The sequence below is a fragment of the Streptomyces atroolivaceus genome, assembly GCF_000717025.1.
GTDB lineage: Bacteria > Actinomycetota > Actinomycetes > Streptomycetales > Streptomycetaceae > Streptomyces > Streptomyces atroolivaceus.
Genome location: NZ_JNXG01000003.1, coordinates 1 through 15,696, shown reverse-complemented (window position 1 = coordinate 15,696; position 15,696 = coordinate 1). Strand labels below are relative to the sequence as shown.

Here is a 15,696-nt window from a genome sequence, read left to right as displayed (position 1 = left end):
GTTCGCTCCATGACGTCTGTGCCGCCGCCCGCCCTGGAGCTCTCCGCCGACCAAGCACGCCGTATCGCCCTGCGCGCCCAGGGACTGCTCGGTGCCCCGGACCGCCGGGGCGGGGTCCGGGGGGTGCTCCGCCGCCTCGGGGCGGTCCAGCTCGACACGATCTCGGTCCTGGCCAGGTCTCACGAGCTCGTGCCGTACGCCCGCCTCGGCGCGCTCGGCCGCCGCACGGTCGACGACGCCTACTGGTCGGGGGGCCGTTCCTTCGAGTACTGGTCCCATGCCGCGTGCATCCTGCCGGTCGAGGAGTGGCCGCACTTCGCGTTCCGCCGCCGTGCGTACAGGGCCCGGCCACACTGGAACCACGACCTGCCCGACGGTGCGTACAAGACTGTGATCGAACAGCTGAGTGCCGAGGGCCCGCTGACGGCGACGGAGCTCGGAGGCGCGAAGAACGGCGGCGAGTGGTGGGACTGGTCCGCGTCCAAGGTCGCCGTCGAGCGGGCCCTGATGTACGGCGAGGTGGTGTGCACCGAGCGGCGCGGCTGGAAGCGGGTCTACGACCTCGCCGAGCGCGCGATCCCCGACGCCGTGCTCCACGACGACCTGGACGACACCGAGTGCCTGCGGCGGCTGGTGGCCCTGGCGGGCCGGTCACTGGGAGTCGGCACCCGGGCTGACATCGCCGACTACCACCGGCTCAAGGCCGAGCAGTTCGACGCCGTGGTGGCGGACTCCGGGCTGGTCCCGGTCTCCGTGCGGGGCTGGGCGAAGCCTGCGTGGGCACACCCCGAGGCCCTGGCCTCCGAACCGCGCGGACGGCACCGTACGACGCTGCTGTCACCGTTCGACTCATTGATCTGGGAACGGGCACGCACGGAGCGGATCTTCGGATTCACCCATCGTCTGGAGGCGTACGTCCCCCGGCCCAAGCGGATACACGGCTACTTCGCGATGCCGCTGCTGGCCGGCGGCAGGCTTCGCGGCAGGGTCGATCCGGCCAGGGAAGGGACCACACTGGTCGCCCGCCAGGTGTCTCTGGACAGCCAGAAGTCCGTGACGCCGATGGCCGAGGCCCTCGTGGAGGCGGCCTCCTGGGTCGGCTGCACGGATGTACGGCTGGAGCGCGTCGACGCACCGGAGCTGCGCGAGCCGCTCGTGGCGGAGATCGCCCGGGTCCTCGCCTCAGGCACCGGACGGCCTGCCGCCGCTACCTGATCTCGAGGATCTTCTCCCGCATCGCATAGACCACGGCTTCCATCCGGGAGTGCAGCTGGAGCTTCTCCAGGATATTGCGGACGTGGTTCTTCACCGTGTTCTCGGAAATGAACAATTCCTTGGCGATATCACGGTTGTTCATGCCTGTGGCCACGAGCTTGAGCACTTCCAGCTCCCGCTCGGTGAGCCGAGGTGCGGGGACGAGCCGGCGCTCGTCGGTGCGCTGGATCATCGACTTGAACTCGGTGAGCAGTTTGGAGGCCATCGAAGGGCTGATCTGGGACTGGCCGTCCGCCACCGCGCGAATGGCCGTGGCCACCTCGTCCGTCGAGATCTCCTTGAGGAGATAGCCGGTGGCTCCCGCCTTGATCGCCTCGTAGAGGTCGGCCTCCTCATCGCTGATGGTCAGCATGATGATCTTCGCGCTGGGGGCCACCTCCTTGATGGAGGTGCAGGCTTCGATGCCGCCGCGCTTGGGCATACGCACGTCCATCAGCACGATGTCGGGGAGCAGGTCCGCCGCCTTGTCGACGGCCTCCGCCCCGTCCCCGGCCTCCCCGACGACCTGGATGTCCTCCTCCTGCGCGAGGACGATCTCCAGACCTCTGCGGAAAAGCGCGTGATCGTCCACCACGAGAACCCTGATGGGCTCCTTGCGGGAACCGCCGCTGTCCGCAGAGGAATCCGCACCGGCAGCGCTGTCGGCATCGTTCGTCCCGCGCACGGGCCCGAAGGTGTCCGCCATCGTTCCTCCCCCTGAAGGCCACTGCCTGAGGTCACAGGCAGTCTGCCAACGGCAGTGCACAGAGCACTGATTGGCCTGGGACGCCATGCTTTCATGCCCGGCCGCCGAAGCGGTGCCCCCTGCGCCAGCGCGCGGTGCCCCCGGAGGGCGCGAACGCTTCCAGGGGCACCGTGTACCGGCTGTGAGTGGTGGGTGTCAGCCGCCGAGCGCACCGCCCGCGCCGCCCGCCTCGTCGGAGGCCAGCGGGTCGGTCCTCAGGTGGATGACACCGTAGTCGTAGGCGTGCCGCCGGTAGACGACACTGGGCTCCTTGGTCTCGGAGTCGACGAACAGATAGAAGTCGTGCCCGACCAGTTCCATCTCGTAGAGAGCCTGGTCGAGTGTCATCGGCGCTGCCACGTGCGTCTTCTCGCGCACCACGAGCGGCCCGTCGCCCTGCACCTCGAGCGAGCCGATCCTCTTGGTGGGCACGGACGGCTCCGGCTCCGTGGGGATCAGCTCGCCGTCCCCGTTGAACGAGGCGGCGTCCGGCACGACCTCTCCGACCTCGGCTGCGGACAGCCGGCCGTTGCCGCGCCTGCTGTAGCGCTTGTCGTGCTCCTTGCGCAGCTGGGTGTCCAGCTTGTCGGTGGCCAGGTCAAGCGCTGCGTACGGGTCGCCCGCCGCCGCCTCCGCCCGGATGACCGGCCCACGCGAGCGGAGCGTGATCTCCACCCTTGCCGCACGGTCGGCCTGACGGGGATTCGGCTCCTTGGACACCTCGACGTCGAGGCTGATCACCTTGCCGTCGAACTTCTGGATCTTGTCCAGCTTCAGCTTCTCGGCCACGTGCTTGCGGAACCGCTCGGGCACCTCGGTCTTGCGGCCCTTGACGACGATGTCCACGCAGAACTCCGTTCCCGGATCGCTCCGCTTCGGCGGCGGAGCATCTCCCTTTTTGCACCAGACTCCGGTGATCGCCGGAGCCGCGGACTCGGTGGCTGTCACCTCCTCCTCCCCCATCGGCGGGGACTCCACCCCACCGATTTCCATGCTTCTGGCCTGCTGGTGAGTTACCTGCCCGAAACCTGGTGGTGCATTCGTCGAGGTGCGGAATTCACCGTCCCTCACAACCGAACATAGCCTGACCACCACCGTGTCGGCACCCGCTACTCACGCGTACCTCCGATCGGGGCCCTTTGCCCACTCACTACCTGCAACGATGCGAGTTATCTGTCAGTTCCGGTTTATGGCGAAGGCAGACGGAGAGGCTGCGACAACCGCGGCCCGGAGCCGCCCCACCGTGCCGTCACCGGCGTCGCTCCCGGCGCGGACCGCGCGCGCCGCTTCCGCCAGGGACGCCCCCGTCGTCAGCAGGTCGTCCACCAGCACGACCCGGCCCTCGCCGAGCAGCCTCCGGCCGCGGTCCACGACGACGAGCGCGCCCGCCAGATTCACCTGCCGCTCCCGGGCCCCCAGCCCTGCCTGGTCCGCCACCGCGCGCCGCTGCCGCAGCACTGCGAGCACCCGGGTCCGCGTGCCCCCGCGCCGCAGCTCGGCCGCGGCGGCTGCGGCGATCCTCCGCGCCGGATCATGTCCACGCCCGGCGGTGGCCCGCCTCGCCGACGGCACGGGAACCAGCAGGAGGGTCCCCGCATCGCCCGCATACCCCTCTCCGGCCCGCACAGCGGCCGCCAGCGCCGCGCCGAGCGCTCCGGCGAGGCCGAGTGCCCCGCGCTCCTTGTGGGCCAGCAGCATCGCGCGTACGGCGTTCTCGTACGCCGCCGCCGCGTGGACCACGGGGAGGCCCACGGGCTCGGGGGTCGGGCGCACTCGGCGCGGCTCGGCCGCCAGCCCGGCGGCGCACCCCTCGCACAACTCTGTCCGCGGCCTGCCGCAACCCCCACAGGCCACGGGCAGCACCAGCCCGACGATCTCCCGCCACCAGTCCCGCACAGTCCCACTGTGCCCCCGTGGCGGTGCTCCCGCCACGCCTGTGGACAACCCTGTGGGCAACCGGGGAAGAGGCAGAAACGGCGTCTGGGCGAACCCGGCGGGCGTGCCCCGCTCAGCCCGGGTAGACCAGCGAGGAGCCCTCCTTGAGGACCGTCTGCCAGTTGTCTCCCGGCGACAACTTCACTATCCCGTCGCTCTCGGTGTCCGCCATCAGCGGCAGCTGCTCGTCGTCAGCAGCCGCGACCGCCGTCACCTGGTTCACGCCGGGCAGGACCCCGGACGACGACGTGGACCCGTCGGCCTGCACGTAACGCACCTGCTGCACACCGCCCTCCTCCTTGCCGACCACCACGAGACGGCTGCGGCCCGACCAGGAGACAGCCGTCACGTCGGTCAGCTGGGGTGCGGCCTGGCGCAGGTCCTCCACCGAGACCTGCTCGGCCTCCCCCGAACCGTGACGCTCGACCCGGCCGATGTGCAGTGTCGTGTGCCCGTCCTTCGACACCCGCAGAGCGATCCTCACACCGTCCGCCGACATCCGAAGCGCCTCGATCCGCCCGCCGTACAGCCCCGGCACCGAAACCTCCTGCGGTTCCCCTGACCCTCCCACCAGGCGCAGCAGCCTCGGGTCCGCCGGATCACGGTCGGCGACCCACAGATCACCCCGGCCGTCCCAGCTCGGCACCGACAGCCGGTCCGCGGCCTTCTTCGCGCGACTGGTCACCACAGGGGCGGCCGGCTCGCTCTCCTCGGTGAGTGAGGACACGTAGAGGTCCTGCTGGTTCGCGGAGACCGCTGCGGCCTGCTGTTCGTCCCGGGCCACACCCACAGCGCTCATCGCCACCGTCCCGCCGCCCAGCGGTCCGATCACCGGCTGCGGGTCACCACTTCCCCTGCTGCTCCCGGGGATGCGCTGCACATGCCCCTCGCCGTCGACGAAGTACTGGCTGTCGGGGCCCTCGGATCCCTTGTCCGAGGCGAAGTCCTCGGCCTCGTCGGCACCGAGGGAGCACAAGGGACCGCGCTCACCCTGCAGCTCCACCTGCCCCACCCGGGCGGACGTCAGGTCCCTCAGCGTGAAGAGCACCTGGGCCGCCATCATCCGGCAGGCGCCCTGGCCGGCCTTGTCGGCCTTTTTGTTGAGCGGCACCTTGAGGACGTTCTGATCGTCCGGCGCCAGAGAAGTGACCCCCTTCCTCAGCGCCGTACCGGCGGGGAAGCGTGAGTCGACCACGGGTCGCAGCCAGTTCGACGGGCCTTCGAGCAGGGTGCGCACCGTCTGCGTCGCCGTGTCCATCCGCGTGACGGGGTCGATGCGGTTCCGCACGTAGACGGGGTCGGCGACCAGTGCGGATGCGTCGTCCGTGCGTCCGGCGGCGAAGTAGTACTTGTTCACGGACCGGTACAGGCGCTTGAAGTCGGACTGCCCGAGCACCAAGCCGTCAGGCACGATGTCGATGCGCCATTCCTGCTTGCCGTCCGCCCCCTTCTCCTGGACCAGATGAAGCATCTGGGAGTACTCCGACGGCGCCAGCGGCCGGTAGGAACTCTGCGCGTCGACCGCCGCCACCTGTTCGCCGGTCAGCGTGTAGGTCGTCTCGTCGGCCCGGTGCGCCCTGTCGCGGATGGTGGGCCCGTTGCGGTTGGGTGCCTTCGCGAGCACGGTGGTGCCCTCGCCCGGCTGCCAGGCGTCGGCGGCCTTCGCCGTCAGGTAGGTGCGGGTCGTCCGGAAGTCGGGGTCGTCGCTCGTCATCGACTCCAGGAAGCCGTCCACGACCTCGAGGGGCGAAGCACCCTCCCTCGGCGGCACGGCGTACACCTGAACCTGGGAATCGCCCGGCTGCGAGGCGTCGACCGCCTTCACGTCGCCGGTGACCGGCATCGCTCCGCACCCTGCGAGCACCACGACGCCGCAGCCGAGCAGCACGGACAGACGCACCGCCCGGCCGTGGCCGCCCCGACGACGGTCAGTGTCCACGAGTCGTGTCCTCCTGGTCAGGATCCTGCGTCTCCGGGTGGGCGCCCCCGCCCGGCCTGTCCTCTGCCGGTCGCGACACCACACGTGCTCCGTTGCCCGGCAGAGCCGCCGGGTGGACCGATGCCGGCGTGCGTTGCGCCTGGCCGTGGGCCTGCACAGCCACCTGCGAACGCGCCGTGGAACCTGCCTGGCTCGGCACGGCCATCAGCCGGTGATCGTCCACCGCCGGCGCGGCCTCCGCACGCTCACGGTCCTCCCGGTTGCGCCGGGAGTCCTCCGGCTCCAGCGGTATCGGCGAACCGCGCAGTGGCTCGTCCGCCGTACGCGGCAGGGTCAGCCGGAACTGCGAGCCTCCGCCGGGCTCGCCCCAGGCCTGCAGCCAGCCTCCGTGCAGCCGGGCGTCCTCGACGGCGATCGACAGTCCCAGGCCGGTGCCACCGGTGGTGCGGGCACGCGCCGGGTCCGCCCGCCAGAAGCGGTTGAAGACCCTGGTCGCCTCGCCGGGCTTGAGCCCCACGCCGTAGTCCCTCACCGCCACCGCGACAGCACCCTGGGCGACACCCATCCGCACGATGACGTCCCGGCCCTCGCCGTGCTCGACGGCGTTGACGACTAGATTGCGCAGGACCCGCTCGACGCGGCGTGCGTCCGCTTCCGCGACGACGGGCTGTTCGTCACCCACCACCCGGATCCGGCTGCCCTTGCGCTCCGCGAGCGGCTCGGCACCGCCGATCACCCTCCGGACCACCGTGCGCAGATCTATCGGTTCGGCTTCCAGCGCCGCTGCCCCCGCGTCGAACCTGCTGATCTCCAGCAGGTCGGACAGGAGCGACTCGAAGCGGTCGAGCTGGTCGCCCAGCAGCTCCGCGGACCGGGCCGTCACCGGGTCGAAGTCGACGCGCGCCTCGTGGATGACATCGGCGGCCATCCGCACGGTCGTCAGGGGGGTGCGCAGCTCATGACTGACGTCCGAGACGAAACGCCGCTGCATACGGGAGAGCTCCTCCAGCTGCTGGATCTTCAGCTGCAGGTTCTGAGCCATCTTGTTGAAGGCCTCGCCGAGGCGTGCGATGTCGTCCTCACCGGTGACCTTCATCCGCTCCTGGAGTCTGCCCGCGGAAAGCCTCTCGGCGATTCCTGCGGCCATCCGGACGGGCGTGACGACCTGGCGCACCACGAACCAGGCGATCGCGCCCAGCAGCACGACCACGAACAGGCCTGCCGTGGCCAGCGTCGTCGTGACCAGGGTCAGCGACTTCTCCTCCTGCGTGAGCGGGAAGAGGTAGTACAGCTCGTACGGGTTGTGGTCGACGTCGTAGAGCCGCTTGCCGACGACGAGCCCGGGCTCCGGCTCCTTGCCGTACGAGTACCGGATCAGCGAGTACGTCTGGAAGGCACCCGCCCCCTTGCCCACGTCGTCCCGCAGCCTCTGCGGGATGCTGGACGCCTCCACGCGGCCCGAGCCGCGCGGGGCGCGGCTGGTGCCCTGTCCCGCGGGGTCGGCGCTGAGCGCCACCACGTTGAAGGCGTTCGCGCCACCGCTGGCGAGCTGGTCGACGAGCTCGGTGCGCCAGGAGGTGTTGGCCGTCACGCCGTCGGCGTCGCCCTCCGCGCCCTGGTCCCCCGGGACGAGGGGCGCGTTCGCGTTCGCCTGGGCGGCCGCGAAGCCGCCGGCCGCCTGGGTCTGCGCGGCCTTGCCCTTCGCCTCGAGCAGGCCGTTACGGACCTGCCCGATCACGACGAAGCCGAGGAGCAGCACCACGGCTATCGACATCAGCAGCGTCCCCGCGACGACGCGTAGCTGCAGATTGCGCCTCCACAGCCGGACAGCCGGAAGCAACGGCCCGCGGATCCACCGCATCAGCAGCCGCGGCACGGGGCCGCCGGGCGTCCGGTTGCGGAACAACCGGCCGCCCAGCAGGACCCTGCCGAAACGGGGAGTACTCCGTGCCGGACCGGCAGCCCGCTCCGTACGGGCCCCGGGCACCCCGGGTGGCGGAGCAGCGCTGCCCAGGGTCATATCAGCTCGGTCCGGCCTTGTAACCGACACCTCGGACGGTCACGACGATCTCCGGCCGCTCCGGGTCCTTCTCCACCTTCGAGCGGAGCCGCTGGACATGCACGTTCACCAGACGGGTGTCGGCGGCATGGCGATAGCCCCACACCTGCTCGAGCAGTACCTCTCGGGTGAAGACCTGCCACGGCTTACGAGCGAGGGCGACCAGCAGGTCGAACTCCAGCGGGGTGAGGGCGATGGACTGCCCGTCCCGCTTCACCGAGTGGCCGGCAACATCGATGACCAGGTCCCCGATCGCCAGTTGCTCCGGCGCGGGCTCTTCGGACCTCCGCAAACGTGCCCTGATGCGGGCGACCAACTCCTTCGGTTTGAACGGCTTGACGATGTAGTCGTCGGCCCCGGATTCCAGGCCCACCACCACATCCACCGTGTCGCTCTTGGCAGTGAGCATGACGATCGGCACACCTGACTCGGCCCTGATCAGCCGGCAGACCTCGATGCCGTCCCGTCCGGGCAGCATGAGGTCCAGCAGCACCAGGTCCGGCTTGGCCTCACGAAATGCGGCCAGTGCCTTGTCGCCGTCCGCTACGAACGACGGCTCGAAACCTTCTCCACGCAGCACGATGCCGAGCATCTCGGCCAGTGCGGTGTCGTCGTCGACGACAAGGACGCGTCCCTTCATAAACGACATCATCCCATTAGCTAATCGTTACCTGCGATGACCTGGCACACAGCTCTGCCAGTCCGACCCCCGTGACCGGGGAAATGACGCCCTCCTCCGTGACGATCGCCGTGACCAGTTCGGGCGGCGTTATGTCGAATGCGGGGTTGTACGCCTGGGTTCCCAGGGGTGCGACTGCCGTCCCGCCCGCCCCGCCTCCCGACGGGGCACCCACCACCGATGTGAACTCCGTCACCTCGGCCGCGGCACGCTGCTCCACGACGATCGATGCAGCATCCACCGATTCCAGGTCGACCGTGGTCGTCGGCGCCACGACGACGAACGGGACATGGTGGTACTTCGCCAGCACCGCCAACGGATAGCTCCCCACCTTGTTGGCCACCGAGCCGTCCGCGGCTATGCGGTCCGCCCCGATGAGTACGGCATCCACCTCCCCCGCCGCAAACAGCGAACCCGCGGCGCTGTCGGCGAGCAAGCTGTACGGCATACCGTTCCGCCCCGCCTCGTACGCCGTCAGCCGGGCGCCCTGGAGCAGTGGCCGGGTCTCGTCCACCCACAGGTGCCGCAGACTCCCCTCCCGATGCGCCTTCAGAGCCACCGCGAAGGCAGTCCCCTCTCCGCCGGACACGAGGGCCCCGGTGTTGCAGTGGGTCAGCAGCCGGTGCCCGCCTCCTTCCGGCAGGAGTTCCGCCAGCAGGTCCAGACCGTACTGCGCCATGCGCCCACTGGCCGCAGCATCCTCCTGGTGCAGGGCGCGCGCCTCGGCCAGGGCCACCGCGGCAGCCGCCTCCGGGCCCGTCCCGCTCTCCACAGCCGCCCGGTGCGCACGAGCCACCCGCCTCGCCCCGTACCCGAGATTCACCGCGGTGGGCCGCGCCCCCTCCAGCCGCACCGCTGCCTGCGCCACGTCCTCGCCCCGCGCTGCCGCCAGCGCCACCCCATAGCCCCCCGCGATGCCCAGCAGGGGCGCCCCCCGCACCGCCAGTGTCCGGATCGCCCGCACCAGCGCGGGGACATCGGCGCACACCAGCTCGGCCTCCTCGGCGGGCAGCCGCGTCTGGTCGAGGAGCACCACCGAAGGACCTTCCGGAGGCTCGTCCCAGCGGAGTACGGAGAGAGCCGGAGGCTCGATACCCACCGGCGTTTGCGCGTCCTGATCAGCCATCTGCCCAGTCTGCCCGCTGAACCGCCCGCGCACGAAGGCAAGAAGCAGATACAACGCCAGGCCCGCACAGGTCCGGCGCGTGGCACGATGGCTGGCAACCTGCCGCCCCGATGAGCGGGCAGGACTGTGAAGGAGCGACGATGAACGACTCTCCGGGCTGGGCTTCGCCCGGATCCGCCCCCTCCGACGGCCAGGAGACGGGCATTCCCAAACCCTCCACGCCCGTTGACGGGAACGGACCGGCCGGACAGTGGTCTCCCGCACAGCCTCCCCCTGGGCAGTGGTCCCCGCCGAGTGCCTCCGGAACCGGCCCAGGCGCGCCACCGCCCCCACCGGGCTGGGGCGGCACGCCGCAGGGGCCGGGCTGGGGCCGCGCCCCCATGGCCGCGAAGCCCGGCGTGATCCCTCTCCGCCCTCTGGGGGTCGGTGAAATCCTCGACGGCGCGGTGTCCACCATGCGCACCCACTGGCGCACGGTGCTCGGCATCAGCCTCACCGTCTCCGTGATCGCCGAGATCGTGATCATTCTCGTGCAGCGCTACCTCCTGCCCGAGCAGAAGTCGGTCGACCCGAACGCGACCGGCGCGGAGGCACTCCGCCAGGCCGCCGACTCGGCGCAGTCGCAGCTGATCACAAGCGCCCCGAGCACGCTCATCGCGATGATCGCCACACTCGTCACCACCTCGGTACTCACCGTGGTGATCAGCCGCTCCGTGCTGGGGCGCGGCGTGACACTTCCGGAAGCATGGTCCGAGGCCCGGCCCCGGCTTCTCCCCCTGCTCGGGCTGACCCTTCTGCTGAGCCTGATGAGCGCCGCGATCATGGCGGTGGGCCTTCTTCCGGGCCTGGCCCTGGGCGGCGGAGCGGCCGGGCTCGCACTGGCCTTCCTCGGCTTCATCGCGGCGTGTGTCGTCGTCCTCTGGCTGATGATCCGCTTCACGCTCGCGGCACCGGCGCTGATGCTGGAACGGCAGTCCGTACTCACTTCGCTGCGACGGTCGGCCAAGCTGGTCAAGGGGAACTGGTGGCGGACCTTCGGCATCCTGGCGCTGACCTACCTGCTGGTCATCGTCCTGACCTTGATCATCACGATCCCGTTCGGCATCATCGCCGTGACCCTGGACAGTGACGGCCTGAGCGAGTTCCTCAGCAGCAGCTCGGCAGACTTCGGCTGGCCCTTCCTCATCGTCACGGGCATCGGCGACGTGATCATCTCGACGCTCGCCTACCCCTTCACCGCGGGAGTGATGGCCCTGCTCTACGTCGACCAGCGCATCCGCCGCGAGGCCCTCGACCTGGACCTCGCCCGGGCCGCGGGCGTGCCCGGCTACGACACCCCCAGGAACTGATGCGGTGACGGGGGCGGGGGCCGGCATCGCAGCAGCACGACTCGTCGGGGCGGACGGGGACGTACCCGTGGACACCCCACGCGTCCCCGCCCGCGAAGCGGCACAGGACGAACTGTCCGACCCGATGTACCACGAGCACGACCCGAACCTTCTCGAACGCGGCCTCGACCGCTTCTGGGAATGGATCGGCGACCTCTTCGCCGGAGCCGCCGGGGCAGCTCCCGGCGGCCCGCTCGGGCTCGTGGTGCTCGTCCTGGCCGTCGTCGGCCTGAGCGCCGCCCTGTGGTGGAGGCTCGGTACGCCGCAGAGCCCCGCCCGCCCACCGAAGACCCTCTTCGGCAGTACCGACCTCAGCGCGGACGGCCACCGCACCGCGGCTGCCGCACACGCCGACGCCCGGCGCTGGACCGAAGCCGTCCAGGAACGAATGCGTGCCCTCGTGCGCTCCCTGGAGGACAGGGCCGTACTCGACCCGCGCCCCGGCCGCACCGCGGACGAGGCGGCCGCCGAGGCAGGCCGGCTGCTGCCCGCGCACTCCGACCGGCTCCGCGCCGCCGCCCGGGTCTTCGACGACGTCACATACGGCGGCCGCATCGCCGACGAAGCCGCATACCGGGCCCTGTGCACGCTGGACCTGGACATCGAGGCCGCCAAGCCCTTGCTGACCACCGGCCCAGCCCCGGGAGCCGCCGGATGACCACCGCCGCGGCCGCTCCCACCACCTCGGAATCCCGCACCCCCCGACAGATCTGGCACCGCGTCCGGGGCATGCTGCTGGCCGTCCTCATCCTCGTCGTCGCAGGGGTCGCCCTTGCCGCCGCCCGTTCCGGCGGCCAGCACGGCCGGCTCGATCCCCGCTCCCCGGACCCCTACGGCAGCCGGGCCGTCGCCGAACTCCTCAGGGACCGCGGCGTATCCGTCGATGTCGCCACCACCCTCGCCGAGGCCGCCGCCGCGACCGGCCCCGACACCACGCTGCTCGTCGCCCGACCCAACATGCTCACCGCTCACCAGCAGCAACGACTCCGTGCGGCGACCGCCGACTCCGCCGGCCGCACCGTCCTGATCGCCGCCGACGGGCCCTCCGTATCCCGGCTCGCCCCAGGCGTACGCCCGGAATCGCACAGGCCGGTGGCCGCGCGGACCCCACGTTGCGAACTCCCCGCAGCGCGTACCGCGGGAACCACCGACATGGGCGGCGTCCACTACACGGCGGCCGGCGGCGAGACCACCGCCTGCTACCCGGACGACGACGGAATCGCACCCCTCCTCGTTCTGCGCGGACACGGCGCCGGCGACACCGTGCTCCTCGGCTCCCCCGACATCCTCCACAACGCCCGTCTCGATCAACAGGGCAACGCCTCGCTCGGCCTGCAACTCCTCGGCTCCCGCCCGCATCTCGTCTGGTACCTCCCCTCGCTCGACGATCCCTCCACAGCCCAAGGCGGCAGCGGAGACCAGGACGACAGCGGTGACGACGGCACCGAAGGCGCGAACGGCTTCCTGGGCCTCATCCCCTCGGGCTGGCTCTGGGGCACCCTCCAACTCGCCCTCGCCGCCGTTCTCGCCGCGATCTGGCGCGGCCGCCGCTTCGGCCCCCTGGTGACCGAGCGGCTGCCGGTGGTCATCCGGGCCTCCGAGTCCACCGAAGGACGGGCCCGTCTCTACCGCAAGGCCGACGCCCGCGACCGCGCCGCAGACACATTGCGCTCCGCCACCCGGATCCGCATATCTCCTCTCCTGGGGGTGTCGCCCCGTGACGCCGACTCCCCCGCTGTGCTCCTGCCCGCCGTCGCCGCACGTCTCAGCACTCCGAGTGGCGACCTCGGTGCCCTCCTCTTCGGCCCGGCTCCGGCCGACGACGCCGCGCTCGTCCTTCTCACCGATCAACTCGACGCCCTCGAAAGAGAGGTACGCACTTCATGAGCGCCCCGACCCCGGAGACCGCCGAGCCGGCGGGAGTCGCAGCGACCCCTGTGGCCCCCGCTGATTCCGACAGCGCCCGCGCATCCCTGGAAGCTCTGCGCTCCGAGATCGCCAAGGCCGTGGTCGGCCAGGACCCGGCCGTCACAGGTCTGGTCGTCGCTCTCCTCTGCCGGGGCCACGTCCTCCTGGAAGGCGTCCCGGGAGTGGCAAAGACCCTTCTGGTCCGGGCACTTGCCGCCTCCCTCGAACTGGACACCAAGCGCGTCCAGTTCACCCCCGACCTGATGCCGAGCGATGTCACGGGCTCACTCGTCTACGATGCCCGCAACTCCGAGTTCTCCTTCCAGCCAGGCCCGGTGTTCACCAACCTCCTGCTGGCTGACGAGATCAACCGGACCCCTCCCAAGACACAGTCCTCCCTGCTGGAGGCCATGGAGGAACGTCAAGTCACCATCGACGGGTCGCCCCGACCGCTGCCCGACCCGTTCCTGGTGGCAGCCACCCAGAACCCTGTCGAATATGAAGGCACCTACCCGCTGCCCGAGGCCCAGCTGGACCGATTCCTTCTCAAGCTGACTGTCCCCCTTCCCTCACGCGAGGACGAGATCAACGTGCTCACTCGCCACGCGGACGGGTTCAACCCTCGCGATCTCGAGGGAGCAGGCATCCGGCCCGTGGCCGGGCCCGCAGACCTCGAAGCGGCACGCGCCGCCGTCGCCAAGACCTCGGTCTCCCCCGAGATAGCCGCCTATGTCGTGGATATCTGCCGTGCCACGCGTGAATCCCCCTCGCTCACCCTCGGCGCCTCCCCCCGAGGAGCCACCGCACTGCTCTCCACCGCACGGGCATGGGCCTGGCTCACAGGCCGGGACTACGTCACCCCGGACGATGTGAAAGCCCTCGCCCTGCCCACGCTCCGTCATCGCATCCAGCTGCGGCCGGAAGCGGAGATGGAGGGAGTCACCGCCGACTCCGTCATCACCGCCGTCCTCGCTCACGTCCCCGTCCCCCGGTGAGGCGGTGACCATGGCCCTCACCGGACGGGCCGCCCTGGTGGCGGCTTTGGGGTCACTCCCCGTAGGCATCCTGGGCCCGAGCTGGGCAGGCATGCTCGCGGTCAATGTTCCGCTCGCGTTGGCAATTCTGGGCGACTACGCCCTGGCTGCGCCAGTGCGTACGCTCCAGTTCACCCGATCCGGTGATACATCCGTTCGACTCGGCGACACCGCCGCGGTGCAACTCACAGTGACCAACCCGTCGCGACGCCGTCTCCGTGCTCAACTCCGGGACGCCTGGCCTCCCAGCAGCTGGTGCTCGGAGGCCGAACAGGCCTCTTCACGGCACGAGTTCGCCGTGCCCGGCGGGGAACGCCGCCGTCTCACCACAATCCTGCGCCCGGCGCGCCGTGGAGACCGCGTCGCCGACCGCGTCACTGTCCGGTCGCTCGGCCCCCTCGGCCTGGCGGCACGCCAGGGATACCACCGCGTCCCCTGGACGGTCCGGGTACTGCCTCCCTTCACGAGCCGGAAGCATCTGCCGTCGCGGCTCGCCCGGCTGCGCGAACTCGACGGCCGCACCAGTGTGCTCACGCGGGGAGAAGGCACGGAGTTCGACAGCCTGCGCGCCTACGTACCGGGAGACGACACCCGTTCCATCGACTGGCGGGCCACCGCGCGCCAGTCCACGGTGGCTGTCCGCACCTGGCGCCCTGAGCGCGACCGCCACATCCTCGTCGTCCTCGACACCGGCCGCACGTCCGCAGGCCGAGTCGGCGACGTACCGCGCCTCGACGCCGCCATGGACGCAACCCTGCTCCTCGCCGCCCTTGCCACCCGCGCGGGCGACCGCGTGAACCTCATCGCGTACGACAGACGTGTCCGGGCGCAGGTCCAGTGCAGAACGGCAGGAGGGAACGTCCTGCCGGCCCTGGTCAGCTCTCTGGCCACGCTGGAGCCTGCACTCGTGGAGACCGACGCTCGTGGCCTCAGCACGACCGCACTGGCAAGCGCTCCCCACCGCTCCCTGATCGTTCTGCTCACGAGTCTGGACGCGGCGCCTGTCGAGGAAGGCCTTCTGCCCACCCTCCCTCAGCTCACCCGGCGCCACACAGTGCTGGTCGCAGCTGTCGCCGACCCCCACATCGAGGCAATGGCAGGCTCGCGGGGCACAGTGGACGCGGTTTACGAGGCCGCAGCAGGCGCTCAGGCGCAGGCCCAACGTCGCCGGACCGCGGACCAGCTCCGACACCATGGCGTCACGGTCGTCGATGCCGCGCCCAACGACCTCGCACCCGCACTGGCTGATGCCTACCTCACGCTGAAGGCCTCCGGGCGACTGTAGAGGCGGGGTGGAAAAGCAGGAGCGGCTGGAGAGAGCGCTCGGCCTCGGAGTGGAGCACCACCGAACCCGATCCGGCTGCCGTCAGGGATCGTGGAGGATCGCCTCGCGCACACCTTCGGACAGGTCTCGCGCTTCACAGCTTCAAGCCCCGGTCAGCAATCTTGCCGAGAAGGGTGTCCAGGTCGTCGACAAAGATGCTCTGCGTGGCGTGGCCGGCGTGCCGCGACTCCTGCTCGATGAGCACTGAACGCAGAAAAGCCCCGTGCCACAAGGGCACGGGGCTTTCCCGGAATAATTGTTCGGCGGCGTCCTACTCTCCCACAGGGTCCCCCCTGCAGTACCAT

The 15,696-nt window shown here is 70.5% G+C and carries 13 protein-coding genes; 6 read left to right on the top strand and 7 right to left on the bottom strand.

Translation table 11 applies throughout. The features are described from left to right. Window positions 1-9 precede the first annotated feature (9 nt). Entirely contained in the window at window positions 10-1,215 is a 1,206-nt protein-coding gene (locus tag OO67_RS09265) for a winged helix-turn-helix domain-containing protein (RefSeq protein ID WP_033298857.1), read from the top strand. Here the strand turns inward: OO67_RS09265 and OO67_RS09260 are convergent. The 7 genes from OO67_RS09260 to mtnA form a co-directional block, all read right to left on the bottom strand. Next, window positions 1,208-1,960 carry a response regulator gene (locus OO67_RS09260; protein WP_033298855.1) on the bottom strand — a complete coding sequence of 251 codons (753 nt, stop codon included), beginning with the start codon at window positions 1,958-1,960 and terminating at the stop codon, window positions 1,208-1,210. The two genes, OO67_RS09265 and OO67_RS09260, sit on opposite strands and share 8 nt — an antisense overlap. 195 nt (window positions 1,961-2,155) lie before the next feature. Beyond that, a complete protein-coding gene (gene hpf, locus OO67_RS09255; RefSeq protein ID WP_033299433.1) occupies window positions 2,156-2,845 on the bottom strand; it encodes a ribosome hibernation-promoting factor, HPF/YfiA family in 690 nt (229 codons plus the stop codon). Between the two features lie 330 nt (window positions 2,846-3,175). Then, the gene (locus tag OO67_RS09250) at window positions 3,176-3,895 is read right to left on the bottom strand and encodes a ComF family protein (RefSeq protein WP_033298854.1); all 720 of its coding nucleotides are present in this window, start codon (window positions 3,893-3,895) and stop codon (window positions 3,176-3,178) included. A gap of 112 nt (window positions 3,896-4,007) precedes the next feature. After that, entirely contained in the window at window positions 4,008-5,873 is a 1,866-nt protein-coding gene (locus tag OO67_RS09245) for an LpqB family beta-propeller domain-containing protein (protein WP_244300107.1), read from the bottom strand. Beyond that, window positions 5,863-7,893: an MtrAB system histidine kinase MtrB gene (mtrB, locus tag OO67_RS09240; protein ID WP_033298853.1), complete on the bottom strand. Its 2,031-nt coding sequence runs from the start codon at window positions 7,891-7,893 to the stop codon at window positions 5,863-5,865. The genes OO67_RS09245 and mtrB overlap by 11 nt, the downstream gene beginning before the upstream one ends. 1 nt (window position 7,894) lies before the next feature. After that, entirely contained in the window at window positions 7,895-8,584 is a 690-nt protein-coding gene (gene mtrA / locus OO67_RS09235; protein WP_187283109.1) for a two-component system response regulator MtrA, read from the bottom strand. Window positions 8,585-8,588: 4 nt separating this feature from the next. After that, window positions 8,589-9,737, bottom strand: coding sequence for an S-methyl-5-thioribose-1-phosphate isomerase (gene mtnA / locus OO67_RS09230; protein WP_078597833.1), 1,149 nt, complete (start codon window positions 9,735-9,737; stop codon window positions 8,589-8,591). 140 nt (window positions 9,738-9,877) lie between these two features. Here mtnA and OO67_RS09225 point away from each other — a divergent pair, with 140 nt between their 5' ends. From OO67_RS09225 to OO67_RS09205, 5 genes are read left to right on the top strand one after another with little or no spacing between them, the layout of a single operon-like run. Further along, on the top strand, window positions 9,878-11,086 hold the full coding sequence (locus tag OO67_RS09225) for a DUF7847 domain-containing protein (protein ID WP_033298850.1): 1,209 nt from the start codon (window positions 9,878-9,880) through the stop codon (window positions 11,084-11,086). Between the two features lie 4 nt (window positions 11,087-11,090). Then, complete coding sequence (locus OO67_RS09220) at window positions 11,091-11,783, top strand: DUF4129 domain-containing protein (RefSeq protein ID WP_033298849.1); 693 nt, start codon at window positions 11,091-11,093, stop codon at window positions 11,781-11,783. Next, on the top strand, window positions 11,780-13,012 hold the full coding sequence (locus tag OO67_RS09215; protein WP_033298847.1) for a DUF4350 domain-containing protein: 1,233 nt from the start codon (window positions 11,780-11,782) through the stop codon (window positions 13,010-13,012). Before OO67_RS09220 ends, OO67_RS09215 begins: the two co-directional genes overlap by 4 nt. Next, window positions 13,009-14,028 (top strand): AAA family ATPase, encoded by a 1,020-nt coding sequence (locus OO67_RS09210; protein ID WP_033298845.1) that lies wholly within the window; start codon window positions 13,009-13,011, stop codon window positions 14,026-14,028. The genes OO67_RS09215 and OO67_RS09210 overlap by 4 nt, the downstream gene beginning before the upstream one ends. 10 nt (window positions 14,029-14,038) lie before the next feature. Continuing rightward, a complete protein-coding gene (locus OO67_RS09205; RefSeq protein ID WP_033298844.1) occupies window positions 14,039-15,352 on the top strand; it encodes a DUF58 domain-containing protein in 1,314 nt (437 codons plus the stop codon). Window positions 15,353-15,696: the final 344 nt, after the last annotated feature.